Raw genomic sequence first — 26,191 nt, 5'->3', positions numbered from 1 at the left:
GAGGGCCGGTACCCGGGCGGCGGTGTCGCGCGGTGCGGCGGGATCAGGCGGTGCGGCGACGGCGTGCCACGACGACCGCTCCGGCGCCGGCCGCCACGATGAGGCCCGAGGCGGCGAACAGCGCGCCGGCCGGGACGTCGGAGCCGGTGGCGGCGAGGGCGCCCGAGCCGCCGACCGTACCGCCGCCGCCCACGGTGCCGCCGGTGCCGCCGGTGGTCGAACCGCCCGTGCCGCCCGTGGTGGACGTGCCGCCCGTGGTGGACGAGCCGCCGGTCGGGGTCTCGCCGGACGGGAGTTCGGCGTCCTTGTCCAGGGCGACCGAGACGGTCAGCGCGTCGAGCTGCTCACCCGCCCGGTACATCCCGCCGAAGGCCTTGGTGCCGTCGGACGTGAGGGTCGCCGGAACGGCCGAGAGGGTCACCACGCCGTTCTTGGCGGTGAGTCCGCCGGCGGGCAGCTTGAGGTCGGCGACGGCGAGACCGGTGTGGGTGTCGACCTTCTTCGTCCCGCGGTCCTTGGTGGACACGTCGGCGATGAGCTTGCCCTTGGTCCCGGTGGCCTGGATCTCCAGGTTGCTCAGGGCGAGGTCGAGCGTGTACGCGCCGTCCTCCTGGTGGCCCAGGAAGCGGACCTTGCCGTCGAACCCGGCGTTCAGCGTCTGCTTGCCGGCGTCGAAGTGGCCGGTGGCGTCAGGGAAGCGGTAGCCGTCGCCGGACGCGGTCGCGCCGCCCGTCGTCTCGACCTTGCCGTGGGCGATGGGGCCGGTGACGTACGTACGGAAGGAGGCCTTGACGCCCCAGTTCAGGGTGCCGTCGACGATGGCGCCCGGGTCGGCGGCCGGCTTGTCGGTGGCCGTGACGCTCGGGGAGGGCTTCGGTGTCGGCTGCGTCGGCTGCGTGGTGGGCTTGTCCGTGGGCTTCACGGTCGGCTTGTCGGTGGGCTCGGCCGGGTCGGTCGGCGTGTCGGTGGGCTCGGCCGGGTCGGTCGGCTTCTCGGTGGGGGCCGCGACCGCCTTCACCGTGAGCGTGGCCGGGTCGAGGAGCTCGCCCGCCTGGTACTGGCCGTTGAAGGCGTCGGAGCCCGCCTTCGTCAGCTTGGCGGGGATGTCCTTGAAGACCATCGCGCCGCCCGCGCCCTGGCCCGGCTTCACGGCCGACAGGTCGAGGTCGGCGACGGCCACGTCGTTCTGCGTGCCCTGCGGGGTCGCCACGTCGGCGGTGATCGCACCGCCCGTACCGGCGGTGGACAGCTTGACGTCCGAGAGCGTGATGTCGAGGACGCCGCCGTGGGCGGAGAAGTTGACGCCGCCCTCGAAAGCGGTGTCGGTGCCGTGGGTGGTCATGTCGTACGTGCCCTTGCCGTTGACAAAGGTGAACACACCGTTGCCGGCGGCCTGGGTGGCACCGTCCTTGACCGTGATCTTGCCGGCGGCGCCGATGTACTTGCGGAAGGACTCCTTGAAGCCCCAGTCCAGCGTGCCGTCCTTCAGTTCCATGGCCGGGGCGGCAGCGGTGGCGCCGTCCTGGGCGGACTGTCCGGCGGCGAACGCCGGGAGGGCGAAGGCGGTGCCGAGGGCGGCAGCGGTGGCGACGGCGGCGGCGAGGGCTATGGGGCGGCGGGTGGCTGCCATGGTCGGTGGTCTCCTCGGGGGATGAGCGGTGGTCAACGGGGGTGGTGCGAGGGGAGAAAGGGCTGCGGAGGTCAGGAGGGGGTACCCGGCGTCGAGCGGTTGCGGCGCACCAGGAACAGCACGCCGGCCGCGGCGAGCACGCCGGCGCCGCCGAGGACCAGGTACAGGGCGGTCGGTGAGCCCTTGTCCGGCACGGACGCCACGGCTGCCGTGGCGGCCTCGGTGCTCTTCGGTGACGGGGTGCCCGACGGCTGCGCGGAGGGTGCGGGGTCGCTGCCCAGGTCGGGGAGGGCGGGCAGCTTCGCCTTCGCGTCGACGGCCACGGCGAGCGAGACCGGGTCCATCGCGGTGCCCTCCTTGTAGAGGGAGCCGAAGGCCTTCGCGCCGTCGGCGGTCAGCTTCGCGGGGGCCTCCGTGAGGACCGCGAGGCCGTCCTTCGGTACGAAGTCCTTGGCGGTGAAGGTGATGAGCGGCACGGCCTTGCGGGTGTCGCCCTCGGTCCGGACGTCGGCGCTGAGCGTGCCCCTGCCCGCCTTCAGCCCCACCGCGAACCGGGAGAGCGTCAGATCGAGGTCATTGGCCCCGGTGAAGCGGACGCTGCCCGCGAAGGCGGCGGCCAGGGTCTGCTTCTTCGCGTCGTACGTGCCCTGCCCCTCCGGGAAGCGGAAGAGCGCGCCGCCGTCCCGGGCGCCCCCGGCCAGGGTCCACTTCCCCCGGCCGATCGAGCCGGTGACGTACTCCCGGAAGGTGCGGCGCACACCCCAGTCCACGGCGGCGTCCTCGAAGCGGCCCGCCGTCTCCTTCGGCTTCGCGGTGCCGGCGGGCTTCTTCCCGGGGGACTTGGACGCGGCGGGCTTCGGCGCAGGGCCCGTGGTGTCGACGGAGAGGCTGACCGGGTCCAGTGGCGTACCGGCCGTGTAGTAGCCGGCGAAGGACTTCGCGCCCTGTGAAGTCAGCGTCGCCGGGACGTTGTTGAGGGCGACCGGAGTGGAGCCGCCCCTCATGTCGATCCCGGACAGACCGAGTGTGGCCAGCGGTACCCGGGCGGCGGAGGCGACCCGGCCGGTCCCCCGGTCCTTGCTGACCATGTCCGCGTACAAGGTGCCGCTGCCGCCCTGGATGCGGACGGTGGGGCGGCTGATCGTGAGGTCCAGCTCGTTGGAGCCGTCGGGCTTCTTGTGCCCGGTGAAGCGGACTCCGCCGGAGAAGCCGGAGCTGAGGGCGCCGCTCGCCGGGTCGTAGGAGCCGGTGGCGGAGTGGAAGCGGAACTGGCTGCCGCCGACCGTGGCCGCGCCGCCGGTCAGGTTCCAGCTGCCATGGGCGACGGGGCCCGTGACGTAGCTCTGGAAGGAGGACTTGATGCCCCAGTCCAGCCGGCCGCCCTGCACCGTTCGGTTCGCCGCTTGCGCGGCGGTGGCCGGGAGCAGGGCTCCCAGCAGTACCGCGAGAAGCGCGACGGCGAGCGCGCGGGCAGGTCTGAACGGCGGCATGGACCCCTCCGAGGCCTAGAAGATGAGGTAAGGCTAACCTAAGATATGTACATCCTGTGCCGGTACCCCTTCCGTCACATTCCTCGCAATCCACTCCCAACTGCACGCCGCAGAACGACAGGACGGTGCCCAGTGCGCTTCTCGCAGGACTTCGCCCGGCCGGCCCCGGACGCCGGTCAACCCGGGCGCGGGCGTACCGGCGTCCTGACGGCCGCCCTGTCCCTGGCGACGGCTCTGCTGCTGACCGGCTGCGGGGGCACGGGGACTCCCGCGGCGAGGACGGCGGGCGCCGGAGCCGCCACGGCCGCGGACGCCGACCGGATCGAGCCGCTGGCCACCGTGCCGGCACCGGAGTTGCCCGTCACCGTGACATCGGCGGACGGCAAGCGGACCACGATCACCTCGGCCGACCGGATCGTGCCGCTGACCGGCGGCCTGAGCGAGATCGTCTTCACCCTCGGCCTCGGCAAGCAGGTCGTGGCCCGCGACATCACCGCCACCTTCGAACAGGCCGAGAAGCTCCCCGTGGTGACCCGCGCCCACGACGTGTCGGCGGAGAGTGTCCTGTCCCTGCGGCCCACCGTCGTCCTCGCGGACACCACGACCGGCCCGGCCGAGGCCATCGGCCAGATCCGGGACGCCGGGATTCCGCTCGTCGTCGTCGAACCGGCCACGGAACTCGCCGACGTCGGCCGCCGGATCGACACGGTGGCGGCGGCCCTCGGCGTACCGAAGTCCGGCAGCGAGCTCAAGCGGCGCACCCAGGACCGGATCGACGCCGTCCGGCAGTCCGTGCCCGCACCGGCCGACGGGGCGAAGAAGCCGCGGGTCGCCTTCCTCTATCTGCGCGGCTCCGCCTCCGTCTATCTGCTGGGCGGCCGTGAGTCCGGCGCGAGTTCGCTGCTCGAAGCGGCGGGCGCGGTCGACGCGGGCAAGGCGTCCGGGCTGAAGAAGGACTTCACCGCCATCACCAGCGAGGCCCTGGCCAAGGCGGCTCCCGACGCGATCCTGGTGATGTCCAAGGGGCTCGACTCGGTCGGCGGTGTCGACGGCCTGGTGAAGATCCCCGGCGTCGCCGAGACCCCGGCCGGCATGGACCGCCGCATCCTCTCCATCGACGACGGGGTGCTGCTGAACTACGGGCCGCGCACCGACCGGGTGCTGAGCGAACTGGTGGCCCAGCTCCACCCGAAGGACGGAGCGGCCAAGTGAGCGCCCCGTCCGACGAACGCACCCGGCCGGCCGAAGTGAAGGCCCCGGAAGCGAGCGCACCCCCGGCCCGGCGCTCCACCGCCGTCACCCTGACCGTCGGACTGCTCGCGGCCCTGGCCGTCTGCTGCCTGCTCTCCGCCGGACTCGGCGCCTACCGCATCCCGCTCGGTGACGTGTTCGCCTCGGTCCAGCACCGGGCCGGGCTCGGCGGGCACGCCCTGGACCGGGTCGGGGAGAGCGTCCTGTGGAACGTACGGCTGCCGAGGGTCGCCCTCGCCCTGCTGGTCGGGGCGTCGCTCGGCTGCGCGGGCGCCCTGATGCAGGGGGTGTTCGGCAATCCGCTCGCGGAGCCGGGCGTCATCGGGATCTCGGCGGGCGCGGCGGTCGGCGCGGTCGCCTCGATCGCGCTGGGGCTGAGCTTCTTCGGCAACTGGACCATCACCGTCTGCGCGTTCGTCGCCGGACTGCTGACCGTGCTGCTCGTCTACGCGCTGTCGCGGTCGGGCGGCCGGACGGAGGTGGTGACGCTGATCCTTACCGGCATCGCCGTCAACGCCTTCGCGGGCGCGCTGATCGGGCTGTTCATCTTCTTCGCGGACAACGCGCAGATCACCCAGATCACCTTCTGGCAGCTCGGTTCGCTGGCCCAGGCCACCTGGCCCAAGGTGCTGGCCGTGCTGCCGTGCGCGGTGCTCGGACTCGTCCTCGCCCCGTTCTACGCGCGCAAGCTGGACCTGCTCGCGCTCGGTGAGCGGCCCGCCCGGCACCTGGGCGTGGACGTCGAACGGCTCCGTATCGTGCTGGTGCTCGTCGTGGCGCTGCTGACCGCCGCCGCGGTGGCGGTCGCCGGGATCATCTCGTTCGTGGGGCTGCTGGTGCCGCATCTGCTGCGGATGGCGAACGGCCCTGGGCACCGCTTCCTCGTTCCCGGCAGTGCGCTCGGCGGTGCGCTGGTGCTGGTCGCGGGCGATCTCGCGGCCCGTACCGTCGCCGATCCGGCCGAGCTGCCGCTCGGCGTACTGACCGCGCTCTTCGGCAGCCCGTTCTTCTTCTGGCTGCTGCGCAGGACCCGTCGCAAGCAAGGTGGTTGGGCATGAGGACGCTGCGGAACCTCTTCGCGGTACGCGACCGCCGGCCCCCGGCCCCGGTGGCCCCCGGCGCCCCGGTCGCCGAGGTGCGCGGACTGCGGGTCCGGCTGGGCGGGCGCCAGGTGCTCGACTCCATCGAGCTGACGGTGCACGCGGGCGAGGTCCTGGCGCTCGTCGGCCCGAACGGGGCCGGGAAGTCGACGCTGCTGGCCGCGCTCGCCGCCGACCTGCCCGCCGAGAGCGGTGCGGTACGGATCGACGGGCGGCCGGTCACCGACTGGTCCGCGCCCGAACTCGCCCTGCGCCGGGCCGTGCTGCCGCAGTCCGCGGCGCTCTCCTTCCCGTTCCCGGTGGAGGACGTCGTACGGATGGGGCGTGCGCCCTGGGCCGGTACGGAACGCGAGGACGAGGACGATCCGGCGGTCCGCGCGGCGATGGCGGCCACCGAGGTCACCGAGTTCGCCGCGCGCCCCTTCTCCGCGCTGTCCGGCGGCGAGCGGGCCCGGGTCGCGCTGGCCCGGGTGCTGGCGCAGCGCGCCCCGCTGCTGCTGCTCGACGAGCCGACCGCCGCGCTCGACCTGCGCCATCAGGAACTGGTGCTGCGGATCTGCCGGGAGCGGGCCGCCGCCGGTGACGCGGTCGTCGTCGTACTGCACGATCTGGGGCTGGCCGCCGCGTACGCGGACCGGGCCGCCGTGCTGCACGAAGGGCGGATCGCGGTGGCGGGCCCGCCCGCCGAGGTGTTCACGAGTGCGTTGCTCGGCGAGGTCTACCGGCAGCCGGTCGAGGTGTTCCCGCATCCGCGGACCGGGGTGCCGCTCGTCGTGCCGGACCGGACGACTTGACCATTACTTTACCCTTACCAGGCTCGCCCATGGGTCGGTCGTGATCATCTCGTTCCCGTGCTCGCACAGTGAGAGCTGAATCACGGCACGAGTGGGTATCGGTCAGGTAAGGCTCGGTTAAGTTAGGTCCGCCTCACCTACCTTTGTCCGGCCTTTCCTTTCGTCTCCGTCGTCCTTTCCTCTCCCTCATCCTTCTCCTTCATCCTCATGTGGAGCCCGTATGCGAGCCGTTCGTCTCTCCGTCGTCACCGCTGCCGCCACCGTGGCCGCTCTGACCGCCGTCACGGGCTGCGCCGAGAAGAGTGACGGCAAGGGTGACGGCGCCGTCCAGGTCGTCGCGAAGGACGACTCCTGCGAGGTGTCGAAGAAGAAGCTGCCGGCCGGACACGTCGAACTGGCCGTGCAGAACAAGGGTTCCAAGGTCACCGAGGTCTACGTCCTGTTCCCGGACGACCGCATCGTCGCCGAGCGCGAGAACATCGGCCCCGGCACCAAAGCGACCATCACGGCCGAGATCAAGGCCGGTTCGTACGAGATCGCCTGCAAGCCCGGCATGAAGGGCCACGGCATCCGGCAGAAGCTGGAGGTCAGCGGAGGCACCGCGGCCAAGCGCAGCCCGGAGATGGACAAGGCCGTCGCCGCCTACCGCACCTACGTCCAGGACCAGGCCGACGAGACGCTGCCGAAGGCGAAGCTCTTCACGGACGCGGTCGCCGCAGGGGACATCGAGGCCGCCAAGAAGGCCTACGCCGACTCCCGGCTCGGCTGGGAGCGGACCGAGCCCGTCGCCGAGTCCTTCGGTGACATCGACCCGAAGGTCGACGTCCGCGAGGACGGCCTGGAGGACGGCCAGAAGTGGACCGGCTGGCACCGTCTGGAGAAGGCGCTGTGGCAGGACAAGAAGCTGGGCGCCGAGGAGAAGGCCCTCGCGCCGGCCCTCTACAAGGACCTGCTCGACTGGCAGAAGCGGGTCGGCACGGCGGAGATCACCCCGACCTCGATGGCCAACGGCGCCAAGGAACTCCTCGACGAGGTCGCGACCGGCAAGGTCACCGGCGAGGAGGAGCGCTACAGCCACACCGACCTGATCGACTTCAAGGGCAACGTCGAGGGCGCCGAGAAGTCCTACGAGCTGCTGAAGCCGATCGCCTCGAAGAACGACGCCGCGCTGACAGCCACCCTGGACAAGCGGTTCGCGGAGCTGAACAAGCTCCTTGACACCTACCGCAAGGACAAGACCTCCTACGAGTTCACCTCGTACGAGAAGGTCGGCAAGGCGGACCGCAAGGACCTGTCCGACGCGGTCAACGCGCTGGCCGAGCCGCTCTCCAGGCTCGCCGCCGCGGTGACCAAGTAGCCATTCGCAGAGAGGTTCCGGGCATGTCCGAGGAGACGCAGAACACGGCCGACGCCGGCCCCGCCACCGCCGGGGGCCCCGGCTCCGGGGCGCCGGCCGCGCGGGGCCCCGGCGGCGCCCCCTCCAGGCGGGCGCTGCTCGGCTGGGGCGGCGCCGGACTCGCACTCGGTGCGGTGGCGGCCGGAGGTGCCGTCGCCGCCGTCCGCTCCGACGACGCGACGGTCCCGGCCGCGGACAGCGGCGCGGCGGTGCCGTTCCACGGTGCGCACCAGGCCGGAATCGCCACCGCGGTCCAGGACCGGCTGCACTTCGCCGCGTTCGACGTGACCACGAAGGACCGGTCCGAACTCGTCGCGCTGCTCAAGGAGTGGACCCGGGCCGCCGAGCGGATGACAGCCGGTCACGCGGTCGGCGACGGGGCGTACGGGGGCCTGGCCGAGGCCCCGCCGGACGACACGGGCGAAGCGCTGGGGCTCAAGCCGTCCCGGCTGACGCTGACCATCGGCTTCGGTCCCTCGCTGTTCGCCAAGGGGCGGTTCGGCCTGGAGGACAAGCGGCCCGACGCGCTTGTCGATCTGCCCAGGTTCCCCGGCGACAACCTCGACGCGGCCCGCAGCGGCGGCGACCTGTGCGTCCAGGCCTGCGCGGACGACCCGCAGGTGGCGGTGCACGCCATCCGCAACCTGGCCAGGATCGGCATGGGCCGCACCGCGATCCGCTGGTCCCAGCTGGGCTTCGGCAAGACGTCCTCGACGACGCCCGACGCACAGACCCCCCGCAACATGATGGGCTTCAAGGACGGCACCCGGAACATCGCCGGCAGCGACACCGCGGCCCTGGACGAGCACGTCTGGGTCGGCGGGAAGGACCGGGCGGACTGGATGACGGGGGGCTCCTACCTGGTGGCCCGGCGCATCCGGATGCACATCGAGACCTGGGACCGCGCCCCGCTCCAGGAGCAGGAGGACGTCTTCGGCCGCGACAAGGGCGAGGGCGCCCCGGTCGGCAAGGCCAAGGAGCGCGACGAGCCGTTCCTGAAGGCGATGCTGCCGACCGCCCACGTACGGCTCGCGCATCCGGACAGCAACGCCGGGGCGACGATCCTGCGGCGCGGCTACTCCTTCACCGACGGCACGGACGGGCTGGGCCGCCTCGACGCCGGGCTGTTCTTCCTCGCCTACCAGCGCGACACCCGCAAGGGGTTCGTGCCGCTCCAACGCCGCCTGGCGGCACACGACGCACTCAACGAGTACATCCAGCACGTGGGTTCGGCGCACTTCGCCGTCCCGCCGGGCGTCCGCGACAAGGACGACTGGTGGGGCCGTGCGCTGTTCTCGTAGTCGCTCTCAAGTACCCCGAAGCGGAAAGGGACCCGAATCGTGTTCAGTAACTTCCTGATCGGCCTGCGCGAGGGCCTTGAGGCCAGCCTGGTCGTCTGCATCCTCATCGCCTATCTGGTCAAGACGGGCAACCGGAACAAGCTGCTGCCGATCTGGGTCGGTGTCGGCATCGCGATCGTCGTCAGCCTGGCGTTCGGCGCGGGGCTCGAATTCGGCTCCCAGGAGATGACCTTCAAGGCGCAGGAGGCGCTGGGCGGTTCGCTGTCGATCCTCTCGGTCGGCCTGGTCACCTGGATGGTCTTCTGGATGCGGCGCACCGCCCGGCACCTGAAGTCGGAGCTGCACGGCAAGCTCGACGCGGCACTCGCGATGGGTACCGGAGCGCTCGTCGCCACGGCGCTCCTCGCGGTGGGCAGGGAGGGCCTGGAGACCTCGCTGTTCGTGTGGCGCGCGGTGCACGCGGCGGACGACGGCTGGCATCCGATGATCGGTGCGGTGCTGGGCATCGCCACCGCGGTGCTGCTGGGCTGGCTGTTCTACCGCGGTGCGCTGAGGATCAACCTGGCGAAGTTCTTCAGCTGGACCGGCGGCATGCTGGTGGTCGTCGCGGCGGGCGTGCTCGCCTACGGTGTGCACGACCTCCAGGAGGCCGAGTTCCTCGGCGGTCTGCAGAACCAGGCGTTCGACATCAGCGCCGCGATTCCGCCGGACAGCTGGTACGGCACGCTGCTGAAGGGCACCTTCAACTTCCAGCCCGACCCGACGGTCCTTCAGATCACGGTGTGGGCGCTGTATCTGATCCCCACGCTCGCACTGTTCCTCGCCCCGGTAGGGTTCGCACGGTCAGTGGGGGCGACGGATCAGAAGGCGCAGAAAGCAACGGATGAGAAGTCTGAGGCCGGTTCGGCTGGCGACGGGGCTCGCGGCGGCGACGGTGCTGAGCATGACGGCGAGCGGGTGCATGACGGTGCACGGCGAGCTGGAAGTCGTACCGGCGGCGACGAGAGCTGAGGCCGCGCAGGCCCTGAAGGCCTTCACCGCCGCGTACAACGCGGCGGACAAGGCCTACGATCCGGCACTGGACGAGGACCGGGTGGGCGGCTCGCTCGGGGCGATCAACCAGGCAGGCCTGACGGCCCGGCAGAAGAACAACCCCGACGGCAACGCGAACCACCGGGCGCTGGAGCTGACCGACGCGACCTACGTCATCCCCAAGAAGGCCGGCTGGCCGCGGTGGTTCGTCGCGGACACCGACTCCAACCGGGATGTGGACAGCGGCAAGCAGGACACCCGCTGGCTGCTCGTCTTCACCAAGTCCGGTCCCGGAGCCGGGTGGAAGGCCGTCTATCTGTCGGTCGTCGCCCCGTCGCAGCTGCCCGGCTTCGCGAAGGACGGCGACGGCCGGGCCAAGCCGGTACCGGCGGACAGCACCGCGCTGGTGGTGTCCCCGGAGGAGTTGAGCGAGCGGTACACGGGCTACCTGCAAAAGGGCACGCCCGACGTGTTCACCCCCGGGCCGTCCACCTCGCAGTGGCGCACCACGCGCCAGGACACCCGGCGGGCGGGGTTCTCGTACCAGTACATCGACCAGCCGCTGGACAGCGGCGCGTTCGGCCCGCTCGGCCTGGAGACGGCGGACGGCGGGGCGCTGGTCTTCTTCAGCAGCAAGCACTTCGAGCGCCAGACCGCGGCGGAGGGGCTGCACCCGGCGGTCACCCCGGACGTGCGTGCGCTGCTGTCCGGCGAGGTGAAGAGCACCCTCACGAAGGAACGGGTCTCCAGCCAGCTGGTGTACGTCCCGAAGAAGGGCGCCGGAACGGGCAAGGTGACCGTACTGAACCGCCTCCCGGGCCTGACCTCGGCCAAGGGCTCGTAACCACCGAGCGAAACCCGGCACCGGCAACCCGAGCCCGCCCGGCGATCGAGGGCACCTTCCAGCTGACCCCAGCAACCCGAGCCCGCCCGGCACCGGAGGGCACCTTTCAGCCGCCCCCGGCAACCCGAGCCCGCCCGGCGCTTGAGGGCATCATTCAGCCCGTCCGGCGATTGAGGACGAAACCGGCCGCCGGCCGCCCCGGCACCCGGTCACCCCACCCCGCCCAGGCCACCGCCTACCGGCTCAGCGGCCAGGCCACCGACTCGTGGTCGACATCACTCTGCTCCGCGGACCCCACGAACCGCGCACACGCGTCCGTCAGCGTCTCCAGCAACGTCAGCGGATCCGGCAGCGGATTCTCCGGCCCCCGCAGCCACCGCACGTCCAGCTCACCCGGAAGCCGCGCGGGCGGCAGCAGTACGTAGCTGCCGCGGCAGTGCCACCGCAGCCCGGGGTGCTCGTCCATCGTCTCGGGGTGGCAGTCCAGCTCGCACGGCCACCACTCGTCCTCGTCCTCCGGCGTACCCCGCGTCGCGGTGAAGAAGAGCATCCGGTCGTCGCCGGACCGGGCCACCGGGCCCACCTCGATACCGGCCGCGAGCAGCCGCTCCAGCGCCTGCTCACCCGCCGACAGCGGGACGTCGAGAACGTCGTGGATCATGCCGGTCGCCGTGATGAAGTTGGCCTGCGGCTGGCTGCGGGCCCAGCGCTCGATCTGGGGCCGGTCGGTGGTGGACTGCGTCTGCCAGGCGAACGAGATCGGATGCCTGGCGGGCGTGGGACAGCCCATGCGTTCGCACGAACACCGGTAGCCCACCGGATGCGCGGCGGGCGAGATCGGCATTCCGGCCTCGGCGACAGCCAGGAGCAGTGCCTCCCGTGCGGTGTCGTCGACCTCGCTCTGCTGCGGTTTGGGTCGCCGGCGCAGCCAGTGGGAAAACTTGCTCTCTGAGCCGCGACTACGGCCGAAATCGGCGCCCATCTATCCCCTTACCTCACGTTGCCCCTGTCCATCGTCCCACCATCCTGCGCCTCGGGTGGCCAGAGTCCCGAAGCGGGGTGCGGAGATCGGCGACACGAAGTGAGCACTATCACACCCCTTGTCACGAAATGACGGATGCGGTTCAGGGGGTCGCGCCCGTTCAGGGGCTCACCGCTCGTCCTCCGCGGCCCGGCCGGCCGCCGGGAGCGCGGCAGGTCCCGGGACGGCGGTGCACCGGCGCGCTCCCCGCCCCGCGGCTGTCGTAGGCTGACCGTCCGTGACCGGTCCCCACCCCGCGGTGATCCGGCGAGCACATTCCCCGGCCCACGGCACATGGACCCAGAGAGCGGCGCCCCGATGACTGAGACAGCACCGACCGCGCCCGGCTCCCCCGAAGCCCGCTGCCCCGGCCCGGCGGCCCGGCCCGAGCCCGGTCAGCCGGACAGCACGCGCCGGCTGCTGGACGCCGTGATGAGTCTGGGGCGCGGACTGGAGCTGCCCGAGGTGCTCCGCGGGATCGTGGAGGCCGCGGTGGCCCTGACCGACGCGGAGTACGGAGCGCTCGGCATCGTCGGGGACGGGCAGAAGCTCCTGGAGTTCCTGCCGGTCGGGATATCGGAACGGCTCGCGGCCGAGATCGGCCCGTCGCCGTGCGGGCGCGGAATCCTCGGTGAGCTGATCCATCACCCGGAACCCCTGCGGCTCACCGATCTGAGCAGCCATCCGCGCAGCTTCGGGTTCCCATCCCGCCATCCCCCGATGCACACCTTCCTCGGGGTGCCGGTCCGGGTGCGCGACGAGGTGTTCGGCAATCTTGGAGTGACCCCCGAAATTCCGACACCTGGACGCTGGATGTTTCGTCATCCAGGGGAAGTGATCCAAGGTGGCAAAGCGGAAGAGCTCCCCCGAAGAGTTCGAGCGGGACGCGGTGGACCTGGTGGGTTCCTCTCCGGACCGTTCCCTCACCGACATCGCTCACAGCCTGGGGATCCACCTGGAGACCCTGCGCAAGTGGGTCCGGGAGGACCGGACCCGTGTCCAGGCGGCGGACGGCGGGGATGACGCCGGCATGACCTCTGACGCGAAGGAGGAGCTCAAGCGCCTGCGGCGGGAGAACGCCCGGCTGAAGGAGGACAACGAGATCCTCCGGAAAGCCGCCGCCTATTTCGCGCGGGAGACGACACGGTGATCCGCTTCCGTTTCGTCGACGAACACAGAGGCGCCCACAGGGTGAAGCGGATGTGTGATGTTCTCGGCTGGGACCCGGCGGCCGCAGCGACCGACGCAAGGTGAGCCCAGGCCCCAAAGCCGTGAACCGGTGGTGCACCGCCTCCCTGATCCACGACCCCGACGACGTGATCGCCGAGGCATTCGCCCAGGCAGGCGACCGTGATCCGGGACATCACCGGCCCTGGCTCGTCCTGGTCGACGGCGCCCGCCACCAACTCGACCTGATCCAGGCCGAAGCCCGACGCCGCCACGTGAAGATCGACATTCTGATCGACTTCGTCCACGTCGCCGAGTACATATGGACCGCCGCCCACGCCTTCCACCCCGTCGGCAGCGAGGCGGCCGAGACGTTCGCCGCCGAGAAACTCACCGCCATCCTCCACGGACACCCCGCCCGCGTCGCCGACGAAATGACCACCCAGGCCGCCGCCGGGCACCTCCCGGCCGCGAAACGCGACACCGTCACCACCAGCGTCAACTACCTCACCGGGCACCTCGACCAGCTCCACTACGACACCGCACTCGACGAGGCGGGCTGGCCCATCGCCACCGGCTCCGTCGAAGGCGCCTGCCGCCACCTCATCGGCGACCGCCTGGACATCACCGGCGCCCGCTGGGACCTGGACGGCGCCGAGGCCGTCCTCGAACTCCGAGCCGTCCACGCCAACGACGACCTCGACCCCTACCTCGCCTACCACCACACCCGCGAACACCAGCGCACCCACCCCGACCAGCACAACTACCAACTCGGAGCCTGATCAACGACCTTCCCCCGAGAGGATCCGCACCCGGTGCCGTTCGGCCCCGGTGCGGGGAACCCGTGCCGCGTCATCACTTCTCGGGAACCACCCGATCGGTTCACTGTGCCGCGGGCCCGGGACGGCGCACCATGGGCTCACGCACACACCCGTGCGACGCACCGGCCGCAGCGGCCACCAATGCCGCCGCGACGATTCGTGAGGAGCCCTAGTTGCCTCGTGAAGCCACACCCCGCCGCTACCTGATGTGCGCCCCGGCCCACTTCAGGGTGACCTATTCCATCAATCCGTGGATGGACCCCACCAAGCCCGTGGACCTCCCCCTGGCGCAGACCCAGTGGGAGGATCTGCGCGACCGCTACCGCGCGCTGGGCCACACCGTCGACCTGCTCTCCCCCCACCCCGAGCTGCCCGACATGGTGTTCGCCGCCAACGGGGCCACCGTGGTCGACGGCCGGGTGCTGGGCGCCCGGTTCGCGTATCAGGAGCGGTTCGCCGAAGCGGCCGCCCACCGCGACTGGTTCCGCGCCAACGGATTCACCGAGATCCATGAGCCCGCCCATGTCAACGAGGGCGAGGGCGACTTCGCGGTGACCTCCTCGTATCTGCTGGCCGGGCGGGGCTTCCGGTCGAGTCCGCTCTCGCACGACGAGGCCCAGGAGTTCTTCGGGCGGCCGGTGATCGGCCTGGACCTGGTCGATCCGCGCTACTACCACCTGGACACGGCACTGAGCGTGCTCGACGAGGCGGCCGACGAGATCATGTACTACCCGGCCGCCTTCTCACCGGGCAGCCGCGCGGTGCTGGCCCGGCTCTTCCCCGGCGCGCTGATCGCGCGGGAGGAGGACGCCACCGCGCTCGGGCTGAACGCGGTGAGCGACGGGCGTCATGTGCTGCTGCCGCAGGCCGCCACGGGCCTGTTCGACCCGCTGCGGGCACGCGGCTTCGAGCCCGTGCCGATGGACCTGAGCGAGCTGCTCAAGGGCGGCGGCAGCGTGAAGTGCTGCACCCAGGAGCTGCGCGGCTAGCCCGCCTCCCCAGGGGGCGGCCAGGCGTCGCCCCAGTCGGTGTCCCGGGCGGCGCGGTACAGCTCGCCGTGCCGCTTGGTGACCGTGGCCCGCTGGAGTGCATCGTCCCGGGTGCACAGCTCCAGCAGCACCTGGCCCTTGCGGATCTGCGGTCTGCGGGTGACCCGGGCCGCCACGGGCGACGGGGTGAAGCGGGTGGCCGCGACGTAGCTGAACTTCTCGTCCTCGTACGGCAGTGAGCCGCCCTTCACCTTCCGGTGCAGCGAGGAGCGGCTCACCCGGGCCGAGAAGTGGCACCAGTCCGTGCCCGGCTCGATGGGGCAGGCCTCGCTGTGCGGGCAGGGCGCGGCGACGGTGAACCCGGCGGCGATCAGCCGGTCCCGGGCCTCGATGACGCGGGCGTAGCCGTCGGGGGTGCCGGGCTCGACGATCACCACGGCCCGCGCCGCCCGGCCCGCGGCGTCGACGAGTGCGGTGCGGGCCTGCGGCGTCAGTTCGTTGAGCACGTAGGAGACGGTCACCAGGTCCGTGGCGGCGAGGTCGAGGTCCGTGCCGATGCGGGCCCGCTGCCACTCGATGGAGTCCAGCGCGGGGAGGCCGGAGGCTTCGGCCAGTTCGCGGCCGAGCGCGAGAGCGGGTTCGGCCCAGTCCAGGACGGTGGTCCGCGGCCCCTCCCAGGCCCCGGCGACCGCCCAGCTCGCCGCTCCGGTGCCGCCGCCGACGTCGGTGTGGGTGGCGGGCACCCAGTCCGGGGCGGCCTCGCGCAGGGCGTGGAGGGCGGACCGTACCGCTTCGAAGGTGGCGGGCATCCGGTACGCGGCGTACGCGGCGACGTCCGAGCGGTCGCGGAGCACCGGGGCGTCGGTGGGGGTAGTCCCCCGGTAGCTGGCGATGAGCCGGTCGACGGCCTGGGCGGCCTGCTTGGGCGGCAGCCCGTCGAGGAGTCCGGCCAGTGCCGCACGCAGGGCGTCCGCGGTGGGGAGGGTGACGTTCACCGACGAAGTGTAGGCGGAGCCGGGCCGGGCTCCGCCGGACCCGTACTCCGTGCGGAACGGGGGCGGAACGTACACGGAACCGAACTTCGGACAGTCATGGGCCAGTTGCTACGCTGACCGGCGCGACGTCGGGAATTGCTCATCGGGGGGACCATGAGACAGAAGATCGTGCGCCTGACGCTGGTCGCCGGAGTGATGGTGCTCGCTCTGCTGCTTCTGCTGGCCACCTGCGGTGGCGGCAAGGACGACGGCAAGGCGAAGGAGCCGGTGAAGAAGAGCACCGGTCCCGCGACGCGGCTGCCCGTCCCGTCCGCGTACACGACACAGCGTGGCTGGGAGCTCATCGGCACCTCGCCCGACTACGCGGTCTCCCGGACGACGGGGCGGCTGGCGTACCTGGTGCGGGCCGCCGGGTACCAGTTCCGGCTGCGGACCGTCGACTCGGACACCGGGCGGGCCGGCTGGAGCGGTGAGGCATGGCGGCCACCGGCCGCGAACCACTTCCCGAAGCTGCTCACGGTCACCGCGGACGACCACGAGTACTTCGTGACCTGGTCCTACGGGAAGATCGGCGAAAACGCGCTGACCCCGCCCGCCACGATCGTCTCCCTCGACGTGTACGGCGTGGAGGACGGCTCCCGGCGGCGCGTCGAGGTGCCGTGGAACACGGTTCCGACGATCACCGCCACCGGCCCCGGCATCCTGATCACCGACGGCCGGAGCAACAGTGTGGTGGTGTCCCCGAAGACCGGCAGGATCAGCAAGGTGCCCGCCAAGTCGCTGAAGTACCCGAAGGACTGCGCGTCCTGCAAGCAGCTCACCGAGGTGCGCGGGCTGACCTCGAAGGGCCTGCTGGTGAGCGGTGCGCGGGAGTTCTGGGTGCAGGGCGGCTGGTTCAGCCGGAACATCGCGCCCAAGGGCACCGACCGCCAGAGCGGCATCCCGACGTCCGTGGCCCCCGGCGTGGTGCTGGCGAAGTGGAAGCTCGACAAGAAGTCGAAGAACGCCGCGACCCATGATCTGTGGACGGTGCACGACGCGGAGACGGGCAAGCCGCTGGTCTCGGTGGCGTGCCACAAACCGGCGATAGAGCCGGGCCAGTACCCGCAGGCCGTCGTCGCGCCCTCGGGCGGCTATCTGGTGGCCGGGAACCTCGCGTTCGACCTGAGCGCCAGGAAGGGCTACTGCTTCGAGGACGGCGCGGGCGCGAAGGCGCTGACGCTGGCGTCGGTGACCGACGACGGCACGGCGTACGGGGCGACGAGCGTGCGCAACGCGGCGGACGTGCTGGCCGGCGGCGGCTACCCGGTCAAGGTCGAGGTCACCGCCGGTACGACGGACCCGCTGTCCTCGAATGTGCGGGTGCCCTCCGCGGAGGGTGCGGAGGGGGTCGGCCTGTTCCGCTGGACGGACGGGAAGGACCGGCTGCACCTGATCGGCTATCCGCGGACGAAGTCGGTCCCGGAGGACTGACCGCCGTGCGCCTCACGCGCTCCGGCCCGGTCCGCTGCCCGTCACGGGCGCCCGGCCACCTGCTGCCAGGGTCGGCACAGCCCCAGGAAGCACGCCATCGCGCCCACCGCGCACACGAGCTGCACGACGGCCATCGGTACGGCGGTCGCCTCCCCCGCGATCCCGACGAGCGGCGAGGCGATGGCACCGATCAGGAACGACGAGGTGCCGAGCAGCGCGGAGGCGGACCCGGCGGCGTGCTTGGTGCGCATCAGGGCCTGCGCATTGGTGTTCGGCATCGCGAGACCCATCGCGGACATCAGGACGAAGAGCCCGGACGCCACCGGTACGAGTCCGACGTCGCCGAAGACCCCGGACGTCATCAGCAGCAGCGCCGTCGCGGCCAGCACGATGACGCAGAGCCCGAAGCCGAGTGCCTTGTCGAGGCTGATCCGCCCGACGAGGATCTTGCCGTTGATCTGGCCCACGGCGATCAGGCCGACCGAGTTGATGCCGAAGAGCAGGCTGAAGGTCTGCGGCGAGGCGCCGTAGATCTCCTGCACGACGAACGGCGAGGCGCTCACGTAGGCGAAGAGGGCGGCGAAGGCGAGGCTGCCCGCGATCATGTAGCCGGTGAAGACGCGGTCGGCGAGCAGCCCGCGCATGGTGCGCAGCGCGTCGCCGATGCCGCCGGTGTGACGTTCCTCGGCCGGCAGGGTCTCCTTGAGCCACTTCCAGACGACCAGGGTGAGCAGGATGCCGACCACGGTGAGGACGGCGAAGATGCCCCGCCAGTCGGTGATCCGCAGGACCTGTCCGCCGATGACGGGGGCGATGACCGGGGCGACGCCGGAGATCAGCATCAGTGTGGAGAAGAACCTCGCCATCTCCATGCCGTCGTACATGTCGCGCACCACGGCACGGGCGATGACGATGCCGGCCGCGCCCGCGAGGCCCTGGAGCAGCCGGAAGCCGATGAGGAGTTCGACGGTCGGGGCGAAGACGCAGATCGCGGTGGCGAAGACGTAGATGATCATGCCGAGGAGCAGCGGGCGGCGCCTGCCCCAGCGGTCGCTCATCGGTCCGACGACGACCTGGCCGAGCGCCATGCCGGTGAGGCAGGCGGTGAGGGTGAGCTGGACGGTCGAGGCGGGTGCGTGCAGTGCGTCGGTGACGGCGGGCAGCGCCGGGAGGTACATGTCCATGGACAGCGGCGGCAGCGCGGTCAGACCGCCGAGGACCAGGGTGACGAGAAGTCCGGTGCGCCGGGCCGCCGTCGTGGCGGCCGGCCGGGGTGGAGAGGCGACGGGACCGCCGGGAAGTCCGGTTCCGGGGTCGATGTCGGTTATGTGCGCTTGCTGGGCCCGGCTGACGCCGCTCTCCGGCATTCTCATCTCCATTGTTGTTGAATCCACCTCTATGCTCTCAGCTCAGCCGGAATGGTCGATACCTTTTTGGGAGCATGCATGAGCAGGACTGTCCGTTGGGGCGTGCTGGCGACAGGTGGCATCGCGGCGACATTCACCGCTGACCTGCTGGCCATGCCCGATGCGGAGGTGGTGGCCGTCGCCTCCCGTACGGACGCCTCGGCGAAGGCGTTCGCCGAGCGGTTCGGGATACCGAGGGCGTACGGCAGCTGGGCCGAGCTCGTCGGCGACGACGAGGTCGACGTGGTGTACGTGGCCACGCCGCACTCGGCGCACCGGGAGGCGGCCGCGCTCGCGCTGGAAGCCGGAAAACACGTGCTGTGCGAGAAGGCGTTCACGCTCAACGAGCGCGAGGCGACGGAGCTGGTGAAGCTCGCCCGGGACCGCGGCCTCTTCCTGATGGAGGCGATGTGGACGTACTGCAACCCGGTCATCCGGCGGATGACCGAGCTGGTGCGGGACGGGGCGATCGGCGAGATCCGCACCGTGCAGGCCGACTTCGGCTTCGCCGGTGACTTCGGCGCCGAGCACCGGTTGCGCGATCCCGCGCTGGGCGGCGGTGCGCTGCTGGACCTCGGGGTCTACCCGGTGTCGTTCGCGCAGCTGCTGCTGGGTGAGCCGGACCGGGTGCGGGCGGACGCGCTGCTGTCCCGGGAGGGCGTCGACCTGAACACCGGGATGCTGCTGGGCTGGGACTCGGGCGCCACCGCGCTGCTCGCCTGCTCGATCGTCGGGCACCACCCGACGGCCGCCACGGTCATCGGGACGGCCGGGCGGATCGACTTCCCGGACAGCTTCTTCTACCCGCGGAGCTTCGTGCTGCACCGGGCGGGCCACGAGCCCGAGGAGGTCACCTCCGGGCCGGGGCCGCAGGGCCTGTCGGGGATGCAGTTCGAGGCGGCGGAGGTGATGCGGGCGGTCCGGGCGGGCGAGACGGAGTCCCCGCTGGTGCCGCTGGACGGCTCACTCGCGGTGATGCGGACGCTCGACGCGGTACGTGACCGCATCGGCGTCCGCTACCCGGTGGACGCGCTGTAGATCCCTGGGGCGTGTTTCGAAAGTAGCGCCAGACACCGCCGGGCAGGCGGGACTTTCGAAACACGGCCTAGGCCGGGGTGAGGCCCTGGTTGCCCACCTCCGTGACGAGGGAGGCGGCCGTCGTGACGGGGGAACCGGGCGTGGTGACGGCGGCCACCGTGCGGTAGTCGGCCCGCGCCTGCCGCTCCTGGAGGGTGATGACGGCGTACCCGCGGCGTCCGTTGTAGAACTTCAGGTGCGGGTTGGCCCGCATCAGGTTGTTCCAGTTGGCCGGCTTCTCCGAGCCGTCCTTGCCGCTGGTGATGGATGTGGCGACGATCTCGGTGCCGACGGTGCGGGACGAGGGGTCGTCGAAGTCCCGCTTCAGGTCGAAGGCGTAGCCGACGTGGACGTCACCGGTCAGCACCATCAGGTTGTCCGCTCCGGCGGCCTCGGCACCCTTCAGGACCCGGTCGCGGGAGGCCGGGTAGCCGTCCCAGGAGTCCATCGAGAGCTTGTAGGCGTCGGTCGGTACGTCACGCCGCTGGGCGAAGTTGACCTGCTGCGGCACGACGTTCCAGATGGCCCGCGAGTGGCGCCAGCCGTCGATCAGCCAGCGCTCCTGGGCCGCGCCGGTCAGGGTGCGCGCGGGGTCCTCGGACTCGGGTCCTGGGGTCTGCCAGCCGTCGCCGTACGCCTGGTCGCTGCGGTACTGGCGGGTGTCGAGGATGTCGAACTGGGCGAGCCGGCCGAACTGCAGGCGCCGGTAGAGCCGCATGTCGGGGCCGGTCGGCCGCTGCGGGGCGCGCAGCGGCTGGTTCTCCCAGTACGCGCGGTAGGCGGCGGCCCGGCGGATCAGGAACTCCTCCGGCGGTACGTCGTTCTCGGGGGTGTCCCCCGCGTAGTTGTTCTCGGTCTCGTGGTCGTCCCAGGTGACGACGAAGGGGTGCGCGGCGTGGGCGGCGCGCAGATCGGGGTCGGACTTGTAGAGGGCGTACCGCAGCCGGTAGTCCTCCAGCGTGGTCGTCTCCCGGTTGAAGAGGGCGGGCAGGGTGCGGTCGGTGTAGTTGCGGGCCCCGCCGGTCGCGCTCACGGCGTACTCGTAGAGGTAGTCGCCGAGGTGGAAGACGACGTCGACGTCCTCCTGGGCGAGGTGCTTGTAGGCGGTGAAGTAGCCGTCGTGGTAGGCCTGGCAGGACACGGCGGCCAGACGCAGTTCGCTGTTGCGGGCCCCGTTGGCGGGCGCGGTGCGGGTCCGGCCCACCGGGCTGGTCCACTTGCCGGCGCGGAAGCGGTAGTAGAGGACGCGGCCGGCGTCCAGTCCCCTGACCTCCACGTGGACGCTGTGGTGGAACTCCGGGTGGGCGGTGGCGGAGCCGCGCCGCACGACACGGGTGAAGCGCTCGTCGCGGGCCAGCTCCCAGCCCACCTCGACGCGGGCGCGGGGCAGTCCGCTGTCGGGTTCGTAGGGGCGGGGCGCGAGCCTCGTCCACAGCAGGACGGAGTCGGGCAGCGGGTCGCCGGAGGCGACGCCGAGGGTGAACGGGTCCTCGCCGATCTGCCGGGTGTCCAGCTCGGCGGCGCCCGCGGCTCCCGCGGCCGGCAGGCCGACCGAGAAGGCGAGCGCGGCGGCGGCACCGGTGACGGTGAGAAATCGGCGGCGGCCCGTGTGCCGGGCGGCGTCGCGCAGCTCCTGCTCCTGCTCCTGCTGGTGCGATGAGTGCGTCATCTGTCCCTCCCCTGACTGGTGATGTGAGGGGAAGTCCACCGGCCCAGCACATCCGGCGGTTGTCGTGCTCGCGTCGCGCGGGCGTCGCCGGGATGAGGAATGCGACAGGAATGGGTCCCCAAGGGCAAACTCCGCATATGCGGCCAGAACCATGATCATCAACTCCGGTCCGGTTGGCCAGGGAATCGCCGGAACCCGATGCCGAAATCACCCCTGGGAACACGAACCCGCCATCCGGGGGCACCCTTTGAGAGGATCGGCGGTGCGGACGGCCGGTGCCCTTCGCCCCGCCCGGACCCTGGGCGTACGCTGCCGCACCATGAGCAACAATCTGTTGAACTCCGCGACGAGGACGGCTGTGGTCACGGGCGCGGGCTCGGGGATCGGCCGCGCCGTGGCTCTCGCCCTGACCGGCGCCGGCTGGTCGGTGGCACTGGCGGGCCGCCGCCCCGAACCGCTCGCCGGGACCGCCGCACTGACCGGGGAGCACGCCCGGGTGATCACCGTCCCCACCGACGTCTCGCACCCCGAGGAGGTGGACGCGCTCTTCTCCTCGGTGCGCGAGTCCTTCGGCCGCCTCGACCTCCTCTTCAACAACGCGGGCACCTTCGGTCCGGGCGGCGTGCCGGTCGAGGACCTCGCGTACGACGACTGGCGCACGGTGGTCGACGTGAACCTGACGGGGGCCTTCCTGTGCGCGCAGGCGGCGTACCGCCAGATGAAGGAGCAGGACCCGCAGGGCGGACGGATCATCAACAACGGCTCGGTCTCCGCGCACGCGCCGCGCCCGCACTCGGTCGCCTACACCGCGACCAAGCACGCACTGACCGGCCTGACGAAGTCACTGTCGCTGGACGGGCGCCCGTACCGGATCGCCTGTGGGCAGATCGACATCGGCAACGCGGCGACCGAGATGACCGAGCGGATGCGGACCGGAATCCTCCAGGCCAACGGCGAGCTGGCCGTGGAGCCGGTGATGGCGGCCGCGGACGTGGCGAGGACCGTGGTCCACATGGCGGAGCTGCCACTGGAGGCGAACGTCCAGTTCGCCACGGTGCTCGCGACGGCCATGCCGTACGTGGGCCGGGGCTGACCCCTCGACCAGCGGCGGCCGGATCGGCTGGAGTCGACCGGAATCGGTTGGGATTCGGTTGGAATCGCTCTCCGAACGGACAGAAGTGGCCAGCCATTACACCGGAGCGTTCAACGCCCGCCGGAAAGGCACCCCGCCCGGTCCGGCAAGCGCGTGCTGCCCTTATGCTCACTGCTCTTCACCGGAACTCCACGCAAGGAACACAACATGCACATACGCACGGCGGTGCCTCTCGCTCTGGCCGCAACCACCGCCCTCGCCGGTTCGCTGCTCGTCGCGGCACCGGCCTCCGCCGCCGCGCACCAGGGCGGAGTGCACCTCGGCAAGATCCAGTACGACAGCCCCGGCAAGGACACCCGCTCCAACGCGTCGCTCAACGCCGAGTGGGTCGAGATCCACAACAACACCAAGTCGAAGGTGCAGCTCAAGGGCTACAAGCTCAAGGACAACACCGGCTACACCTTCACCTTCGGCAGCTACAACGTCAGCGCGGGCAAGACCGTGAAGGTCCACACCGGCAAGGGCAAGGTCAGCTCCGGCCATGTGTACTGGAACCGCGGTTCGTACGTCTGGAACAACACCGGTGACAAGGCGCGGCTGATCAAGCCGAACGGCAAGCTGCTGGACTCCTGCTCCTGGACGAAGTCGGGCAAGGGCACCAAGAACTGCCACTGACCGGCCGTCGCGGTCCGGGACCTGCGGAATGTTCCGGACCGCGGCACGTTTGTGCGGCACGTGAACGAGCTCTGCCCGAGGGCCGAGGTCCCCTTCTGCTTCTACGGGCGGGCGACAACCGGGTACGGGTGAGCGGCACGGGCGCCAGGATCAGAGGCTGAGGAACTTCTGGTACCAGGGGGCGTGTTCGGCGAAGGACGTACGGAAGTCCGGACCCGGTACGCAGCCGAAGTCGCCCCAGACCCGCTCGTCGGCGAACCAGTGGTCCACGGTGAGCATCTCGAAATGATGCGTGGCGTGCGGGACACCGGTCAGCCGGGCGCGGGCCTCGTCCAGTCCGATCTCCGTCCGCGCCCACGGCAGCGCGAGCTCGGTGAGGACCGTGGACAGCAGCTCCGAACAGGTCACCGGCTCCGGATGGTTCACGTGGTAGACGCCGGCCGGGCGCTTCGGGGCGAGCGCCGCCCCGAGCAGCGCACGGCCCAGCGTCCCCACGTCGATCATCGAGTGGCGGGCGTCGCAGCCGACCGGCCCGGCCGACAGGTACCGCAGCAGGGCGACCAGCCCGGGGATCGCCCACCGGTCCCCCGCCCCGTGGACGATGTGCGGGCGCAGGACGGCTCCCCCGGCCGCGAGGACGTGCTGTTCGGCGGCAGCCCGGGTCAGGCTGGTGGCCGAGGCGGGGGCCGGTTCGGCCGTACCGGGGAGCAGCCCCGCGAAGGGGCCCCGGCCGTAGACGGAAGCGGTGCTCAGCTGGACGATCCGGCCGACGTCGCTGCGTACCGCCTCGTCGACCAGGGCCCGGGTGCCGTGGTCGTTGACGGTCCGGGCGGTCCGTTCACCGGAGCCGATGTGCGACGCGCAGTGGATCACCGCGTCGATGCCCTCGCAGCTGCCGCGCAGCGTCCCGGGATCGGCGAGATCCCCGTACACCGTCTCGACGCCGGCGGCCGAGGCGTCGAGCTCGGTGCGGTGGGTCATCAGCCGGAGACTGACACCGGGCGTGGAGCGGGCGGCGGCGGCCACCCGGCTGCCGACGAAACCGGCCGCGCCGGTGATGAGGATGCGCGTGGTCATGGGCGGCGGCTCCGGGCGTCGCTGAGGCCGGTCTGACGGAGATCCGGCGTGCGGAGAGTGCAGGTGAAGGCGGGTTCGTCGTCCTGGACGGCCCGTATGCGTACCCCGGCCGGCAAGGTGCCGTCGGCGGGGACGGGCAGGGCCTCGATCCAGCAGGGCCGGTCGAGTTCCACGTACTGGAGGAAGTCGGCCTGTATCGATGTCGGGAGGAAGGTGCGGCCGGGAGAGGCGGCCTGGGCGGCCTGCCGGGCGGCCTCAAGGAGCAGAATGCCCGGCACGTGGTCGTTGGCGTGGCTGAACAGGGTCGGATGGCCGGTGTCGAGCCGCAGCGCCCAGGTGCTGGGGGCCGCCGCGGGCGCGAGGACGACGTCCTGCTCGGAGGTCCTGCCCACCGTGCGGGGTGCGACGGCGGGCAGGAGGGGTATGCGCGCGTCGGACGTGGCGCTGTGGTGGCCGCGTACCCGCTGGTAGGCCCTGGCCGAGGTGCAGCTGATCCGCCCGCCGCCGGAGGCCAGCACGGCGCCGCGGCGGTGCAGGAGGAGCTCCAGCTGCATGGAGCCGAGGCTCCGGCCGCGGCGCTGTATCCGGGAACAGGACACGTCCACCGTGATGTCCCAGGGGTCCTCGCCCAGAACGAGGCGCTCGACCTCGGAGAAGTACCGCAGTTCCCACATCACGAAGGCGTCTCCGAGGGGTACGCCGAACTCGGCGTGTGCGATCAGCATGGTGGTCTGCCGCATGGTCTCCGCGATCAGCAGCGGGTCCTGGTGGCGGCCCGCGACGGGGGCGAAGAAGCGGTGGGACCGCGGCCAGTGGGCCGACACCGAGAACTGGGAGTCGGTCAGCCGGGTCAGTCCGGTGGGGAACACGTCCTGCGCGTCGGACCGGTGGACCAGCTGTCTCAGGTGCTCCGGGGAGCCCCCTCTTCGCGCCGGTTGCGCCATTCCGGCGGCGGTGGCGGAGCCCGGAGCTCCGCAGGACGTCCCGGCGTGTCCGGTGTTCCCCTCGGCTCCGACATCCTCGACCGACACCGAAGCGCTGCGTGAGGTGATCTGAACCATGAAGTTCCCCCAGGAGGATCCGAGTCACAGAGCCGAGCCGCCCCGCAGTAAGATACTGACAGCCCGGTTTTACTTTCCAGCCAACCCCATGTGGCACCGACCCCGCCACCACTAGAGAGAAGCTGATGGCACAACAGGCGCGCGCGATCCAGACCCGACGGTCGATCCTGGTGGCGGCCGCCGAGGTGTTCGACGAGCGCGGCTACAGCAGCGCCACCATCAGCGAGATCCTCGCGCGGGCGGGGGTGACCAAGGGCGCGCTCTACTTCCACTTCGCCTCGAAGGAGGATCTCGCGCTCGGGGTGATGGACATACAGCTGCACAGCGACCCGTTTCCTCCTCAGCTGACCAAGCTCCAGGAACTGGTGGACCAGGGGATGATTCTCTCCTACCGCCTGCGCCATGAGCCACTGGTACGGGCCAGCGTCGGCCTGGCCATGGACCAGGCCGTGGAGGGGCTCGACCGGGGCACGCCGTTTCGCGCCTGGATAGACCGGCTCGAACACCTGCTGCAGGCCGCGAAGGGCCAGGGCGAGCTACTGCCGCACGTCGACCCGGGTGAGACCGCCGAGATGCTGGCCGGATCCTTCTCGGGGATCCAGGTGATGTCCCAGGTCCTGTCCAACCGCGAGGACCTCGGCCGGCGCATCTCGGTCCTGCTGCACTACGTCCTGCCGAGCATCTCGACGCCGGCTGTTCTGGCCACTCTGGATATGGCCGAAGATCGCGGTGAGCGTCTGCTCCGCTCCCTCGAAACCGTACCCAGCCAGGTCGGCAGCCCCAACTGACCGTCCGAATCGGTCGCTTGGCGGCCGAAAGCAGACCGCAT

Annotated in this window: 22 protein-coding genes and 2 pseudogenes; 16 read left to right on the top strand and 8 right to left on the bottom strand. The window is 71.2% G+C overall.

All coding sequences use genetic code 11. The features are described from left to right. Window positions 1–43: 43 nt before the first annotated feature. Window positions 44–1,630: an HtaA domain-containing protein gene (locus AB0I52_RS06220; protein WP_363069415.1), complete on the bottom strand. Its 1,587-nt coding sequence runs from the start codon at window positions 1,628–1,630 to the stop codon at window positions 44–46. 71 nt (window positions 1,631–1,701) lie between these two features. Next, window positions 1,702–3,120: an HtaA domain-containing protein gene (locus AB0I52_RS06215; RefSeq protein ID WP_363069413.1), complete on the bottom strand. Its 1,419-nt coding sequence runs from the start codon at window positions 3,118–3,120 to the stop codon at window positions 1,702–1,704. A gap of 132 nt (window positions 3,121–3,252) precedes the next feature. On the opposite strand from AB0I52_RS06215, the gene AB0I52_RS06210 reads away from it, so the two are divergent. The 7 genes from AB0I52_RS06210 to AB0I52_RS06180 all read left to right on the top strand — a co-directional run bounded on the left by AB0I52_RS06210 (window position 3,253) and on the right by AB0I52_RS06180 (window position 10,838). After that, entirely contained in the window at window positions 3,253–4,332 is a 1,080-nt protein-coding gene (locus AB0I52_RS06210) for an ABC transporter substrate-binding protein (protein WP_363069411.1), read from the top strand. Beyond that, window positions 4,329–5,429: an iron ABC transporter permease gene (locus AB0I52_RS06205; RefSeq protein ID WP_363069409.1), complete on the top strand. Its 1,101-nt coding sequence runs from the start codon at window positions 4,329–4,331 to the stop codon at window positions 5,427–5,429. Before AB0I52_RS06210 ends, AB0I52_RS06205 begins: the two co-directional genes overlap by 4 nt. After that, window positions 5,426–6,265: a heme ABC transporter ATP-binding protein gene (locus AB0I52_RS06200; RefSeq protein ID WP_363069407.1), complete on the top strand. Its 840-nt coding sequence runs from the start codon at window positions 5,426–5,428 to the stop codon at window positions 6,263–6,265. Before AB0I52_RS06205 ends, AB0I52_RS06200 begins: the two co-directional genes overlap by 4 nt. A 220-nt stretch (window positions 6,266–6,485) precedes the next feature. Next, a complete protein-coding gene (gene efeO / locus AB0I52_RS06195) occupies window positions 6,486–7,622 on the top strand; it encodes an iron uptake system protein EfeO (RefSeq protein WP_363069405.1) in 1,137 nt (378 codons plus the stop codon). A gap of 23 nt (window positions 7,623–7,645) precedes the next feature. Next, window positions 7,646–8,962, top strand: a complete 1,317-nt coding sequence (gene efeB / locus AB0I52_RS06190) for an iron uptake transporter deferrochelatase/peroxidase subunit (protein WP_363069403.1) — start codon at window positions 7,646–7,648, stop codon at window positions 8,960–8,962. Window positions 8,963–9,001: 39 nt separating this feature from the next. Further along, window positions 9,002–9,973 carry an iron uptake transporter permease EfeU gene (gene efeU / locus AB0I52_RS06185; RefSeq protein WP_363069401.1) on the top strand — a complete coding sequence of 324 codons (972 nt, stop codon included), beginning with the start codon at window positions 9,002–9,004 and terminating at the stop codon, window positions 9,971–9,973. Further along, window positions 9,906–10,838 carry a hypothetical protein gene (locus AB0I52_RS06180; protein ID WP_363069399.1) on the top strand — a complete coding sequence of 311 codons (933 nt, stop codon included), beginning with the start codon at window positions 9,906–9,908 and terminating at the stop codon, window positions 10,836–10,838. The genes efeU and AB0I52_RS06180 overlap by 68 nt, the downstream gene beginning before the upstream one ends. 235 nt (window positions 10,839–11,073) lie before the next feature. On the opposite strand, the gene AB0I52_RS06175 is transcribed toward AB0I52_RS06180, so the two are convergent. Continuing rightward, window positions 11,074–11,820 carry a bifunctional DNA primase/polymerase gene (locus AB0I52_RS06175; protein WP_363069397.1) on the bottom strand — a complete coding sequence of 249 codons (747 nt, stop codon included), beginning with the start codon at window positions 11,818–11,820 and terminating at the stop codon, window positions 11,074–11,076. A 471-nt stretch (window positions 11,821–12,291) separates the two neighbouring features. Here AB0I52_RS06175 and AB0I52_RS06170 point away from each other — a divergent pair. From AB0I52_RS06170 to ddaH, 4 genes and pseudogenes are all read left to right on the top strand, one after another. Next, window positions 12,292–12,660 (top strand): annotated as a pseudogene (locus tag AB0I52_RS06170) (GAF domain-containing protein); the annotation flags it as partial. A gap of 43 nt (window positions 12,661–12,703) precedes the next feature. Further along, complete coding sequence (locus AB0I52_RS06165) at window positions 12,704–13,009, top strand: transposase (RefSeq protein ID WP_363069395.1); 306 nt, start codon at window positions 12,704–12,706, stop codon at window positions 13,007–13,009. 73 nt (window positions 13,010–13,082) lie between these two features. Beyond that, window positions 13,083–13,808: pseudogene (locus AB0I52_RS06160) on the top strand (ISKra4 family transposase); the annotation flags it as partial. Between the two features lie 212 nt (window positions 13,809–14,020). Beyond that, the gene (gene ddaH, locus AB0I52_RS06155; RefSeq protein ID WP_363069393.1) at window positions 14,021–14,836 is read left to right on the top strand and encodes a dimethylargininase; all 816 of its coding nucleotides are present in this window, start codon (window positions 14,021–14,023) and stop codon (window positions 14,834–14,836) included. Here the strand turns inward: ddaH and AB0I52_RS06150 are convergent. Then, window positions 14,833–15,831 carry a small ribosomal subunit Rsm22 family protein gene (locus AB0I52_RS06150; protein ID WP_363069391.1) on the bottom strand — a complete coding sequence of 333 codons (999 nt, stop codon included), beginning with the start codon at window positions 15,829–15,831 and terminating at the stop codon, window positions 14,833–14,835. The genes ddaH and AB0I52_RS06150 overlap by 4 nt on opposite strands. A 153-nt stretch (window positions 15,832–15,984) precedes the next feature. Between AB0I52_RS06150 and AB0I52_RS06145 the strand changes: the two genes are divergently transcribed. Further along, window positions 15,985–17,304, top strand: coding sequence for a hypothetical protein (locus AB0I52_RS06145; protein WP_363069389.1), 1,320 nt, complete (start codon window positions 15,985–15,987; stop codon window positions 17,302–17,304). A 41-nt stretch (window positions 17,305–17,345) separates the two neighbouring features. On the opposite strand, the gene AB0I52_RS06140 is transcribed toward AB0I52_RS06145, so the two are convergent. Beyond that, a complete protein-coding gene (locus AB0I52_RS06140; protein ID WP_363069387.1) occupies window positions 17,346–18,671 on the bottom strand; it encodes a multidrug effflux MFS transporter in 1,326 nt (441 codons plus the stop codon). A gap of 78 nt (window positions 18,672–18,749) precedes the next feature. On the opposite strand from AB0I52_RS06140, the gene AB0I52_RS06135 reads away from it, so the two are divergent. Beyond that, window positions 18,750–19,748 carry a Gfo/Idh/MocA family oxidoreductase gene (locus AB0I52_RS06135; protein WP_363069385.1) on the top strand — a complete coding sequence of 333 codons (999 nt, stop codon included), beginning with the start codon at window positions 18,750–18,752 and terminating at the stop codon, window positions 19,746–19,748. A 67-nt stretch (window positions 19,749–19,815) separates the two neighbouring features. Here the strand turns inward: AB0I52_RS06135 and AB0I52_RS06130 are convergent, their stop codons facing one another. After that, a complete protein-coding gene (locus tag AB0I52_RS06130; protein WP_363069383.1) occupies window positions 19,816–21,456 on the bottom strand; it encodes an alkaline phosphatase D family protein in 1,641 nt (546 codons plus the stop codon). A 319-nt stretch (window positions 21,457–21,775) separates the two neighbouring features. On the opposite strand from AB0I52_RS06130, the gene AB0I52_RS06125 reads away from it, so the two are divergent. Further along, the gene (locus AB0I52_RS06125) at window positions 21,776–22,549 is read left to right on the top strand and encodes an SDR family oxidoreductase (RefSeq protein WP_363069381.1); all 774 of its coding nucleotides are present in this window, start codon (window positions 21,776–21,778) and stop codon (window positions 22,547–22,549) included. 207 nt (window positions 22,550–22,756) lie between these two features. Then, complete coding sequence (locus tag AB0I52_RS06120; RefSeq protein WP_363069379.1) at window positions 22,757–23,224, top strand: lamin tail domain-containing protein; 468 nt, start codon at window positions 22,757–22,759, stop codon at window positions 23,222–23,224. 150 nt (window positions 23,225–23,374) lie between these two features. Here the strand turns inward: AB0I52_RS06120 and AB0I52_RS06115 are convergent, their stop codons facing one another. Continuing rightward, window positions 23,375–24,301 carry an NAD-dependent epimerase/dehydratase family protein gene (locus AB0I52_RS06115; protein ID WP_363069377.1) on the bottom strand — a complete coding sequence of 309 codons (927 nt, stop codon included), beginning with the start codon at window positions 24,299–24,301 and terminating at the stop codon, window positions 23,375–23,377. Further along, window positions 24,298–25,362, bottom strand: a complete 1,065-nt coding sequence (locus tag AB0I52_RS06110) for a ScbA/BarX family gamma-butyrolactone biosynthesis protein (protein ID WP_363069375.1) — start codon at window positions 25,360–25,362, stop codon at window positions 24,298–24,300. The genes AB0I52_RS06115 and AB0I52_RS06110 overlap by 4 nt, the downstream gene beginning before the upstream one ends. A 125-nt stretch (window positions 25,363–25,487) precedes the next feature. Here AB0I52_RS06110 and AB0I52_RS06105 point away from each other — a divergent pair, with 125 nt between their 5' ends. Then, window positions 25,488–26,150, top strand: a complete 663-nt coding sequence (locus tag AB0I52_RS06105) for a ScbR family autoregulator-binding transcription factor (protein WP_363069373.1) — start codon at window positions 25,488–25,490, stop codon at window positions 26,148–26,150. Window positions 26,151–26,191: the final 41 nt, after the last annotated feature.

It is taken from the genome of Streptomyces sp. NPDC050423 (genome assembly GCF_040655445.1).
Lineage (GTDB): Bacteria > Actinomycetota > Actinomycetes > Streptomycetales > Streptomycetaceae > Streptomyces.
This window is presented reverse-complemented; position numbering and strand designations above follow the sequence as displayed.

Excerpts from the sequence above, each read along its gene's own strand:
- AB0I52_RS06110 (WP_363069375.1), bottom strand. The coding sequence starts at position 25,362 with ATGGTTCAGATCACCTCACGCAGCGCTTCGGTGTCGGTCGAGGATGTC.
- AB0I52_RS06215 (WP_363069413.1), bottom strand. The coding sequence starts at position 3,120 with ATGCCGCCGTTCAGACCTGCCCGCGCGCTCGCCGTCGCGCTTCTCGCG.
- AB0I52_RS06115 (WP_363069377.1), bottom strand. The coding sequence starts at position 24,301 with ATGACCACGCGCATCCTCATCACCGGCGCGGCCGGTTTCGTCGGCAGC.
- efeB (WP_363069403.1), top strand. The coding sequence starts at position 7,646 with ATGTCCGAGGAGACGCAGAACACGGCCGACGCCGGCCCCGCCACCGCC.
- AB0I52_RS06130 (WP_363069383.1), bottom strand. The coding sequence starts at position 21,456 with ATGACGCACTCATCGCACCAGCAGGAGCAGGAGCAGGAGCTGCGCGAC.
- efeO (WP_363069405.1), top strand. The coding sequence starts at position 6,486 with ATGCGAGCCGTTCGTCTCTCCGTCGTCACCGCTGCCGCCACCGTGGCC.
- AB0I52_RS06125 (WP_363069381.1), top strand. The coding sequence starts at position 21,776 with ATGAGCAACAATCTGTTGAACTCCGCGACGAGGACGGCTGTGGTCACG.
- AB0I52_RS06180 (WP_363069399.1), top strand. The coding sequence starts at position 9,906 with ATGACGGCGAGCGGGTGCATGACGGTGCACGGCGAGCTGGAAGTCGTA.
- AB0I52_RS06220 (WP_363069415.1), bottom strand. The coding sequence starts at position 1,630 with ATGGCAGCCACCCGCCGCCCCATAGCCCTCGCCGCCGCCGTCGCCACC.
- AB0I52_RS06175 (WP_363069397.1), bottom strand. The coding sequence starts at position 11,820 with ATGGGCGCCGATTTCGGCCGTAGTCGCGGCTCAGAGAGCAAGTTTTCC.
- AB0I52_RS06135 (WP_363069385.1), top strand. The coding sequence starts at position 18,750 with ATGAGCAGGACTGTCCGTTGGGGCGTGCTGGCGACAGGTGGCATCGCG.
- AB0I52_RS06105 (WP_363069373.1), top strand. The coding sequence starts at position 25,488 with ATGGCACAACAGGCGCGCGCGATCCAGACCCGACGGTCGATCCTGGTG.
- AB0I52_RS06145 (WP_363069389.1), top strand. The coding sequence starts at position 15,985 with ATGAGACAGAAGATCGTGCGCCTGACGCTGGTCGCCGGAGTGATGGTG.
- AB0I52_RS06200 (WP_363069407.1), top strand. The coding sequence starts at position 5,426 with ATGAGGACGCTGCGGAACCTCTTCGCGGTACGCGACCGCCGGCCCCCG.
- AB0I52_RS06140 (WP_363069387.1), bottom strand. The coding sequence starts at position 18,671 with ATGCCGGAGAGCGGCGTCAGCCGGGCCCAGCAAGCGCACATAACCGAC.
- AB0I52_RS06120 (WP_363069379.1), top strand. The coding sequence starts at position 22,757 with ATGCACATACGCACGGCGGTGCCTCTCGCTCTGGCCGCAACCACCGCC.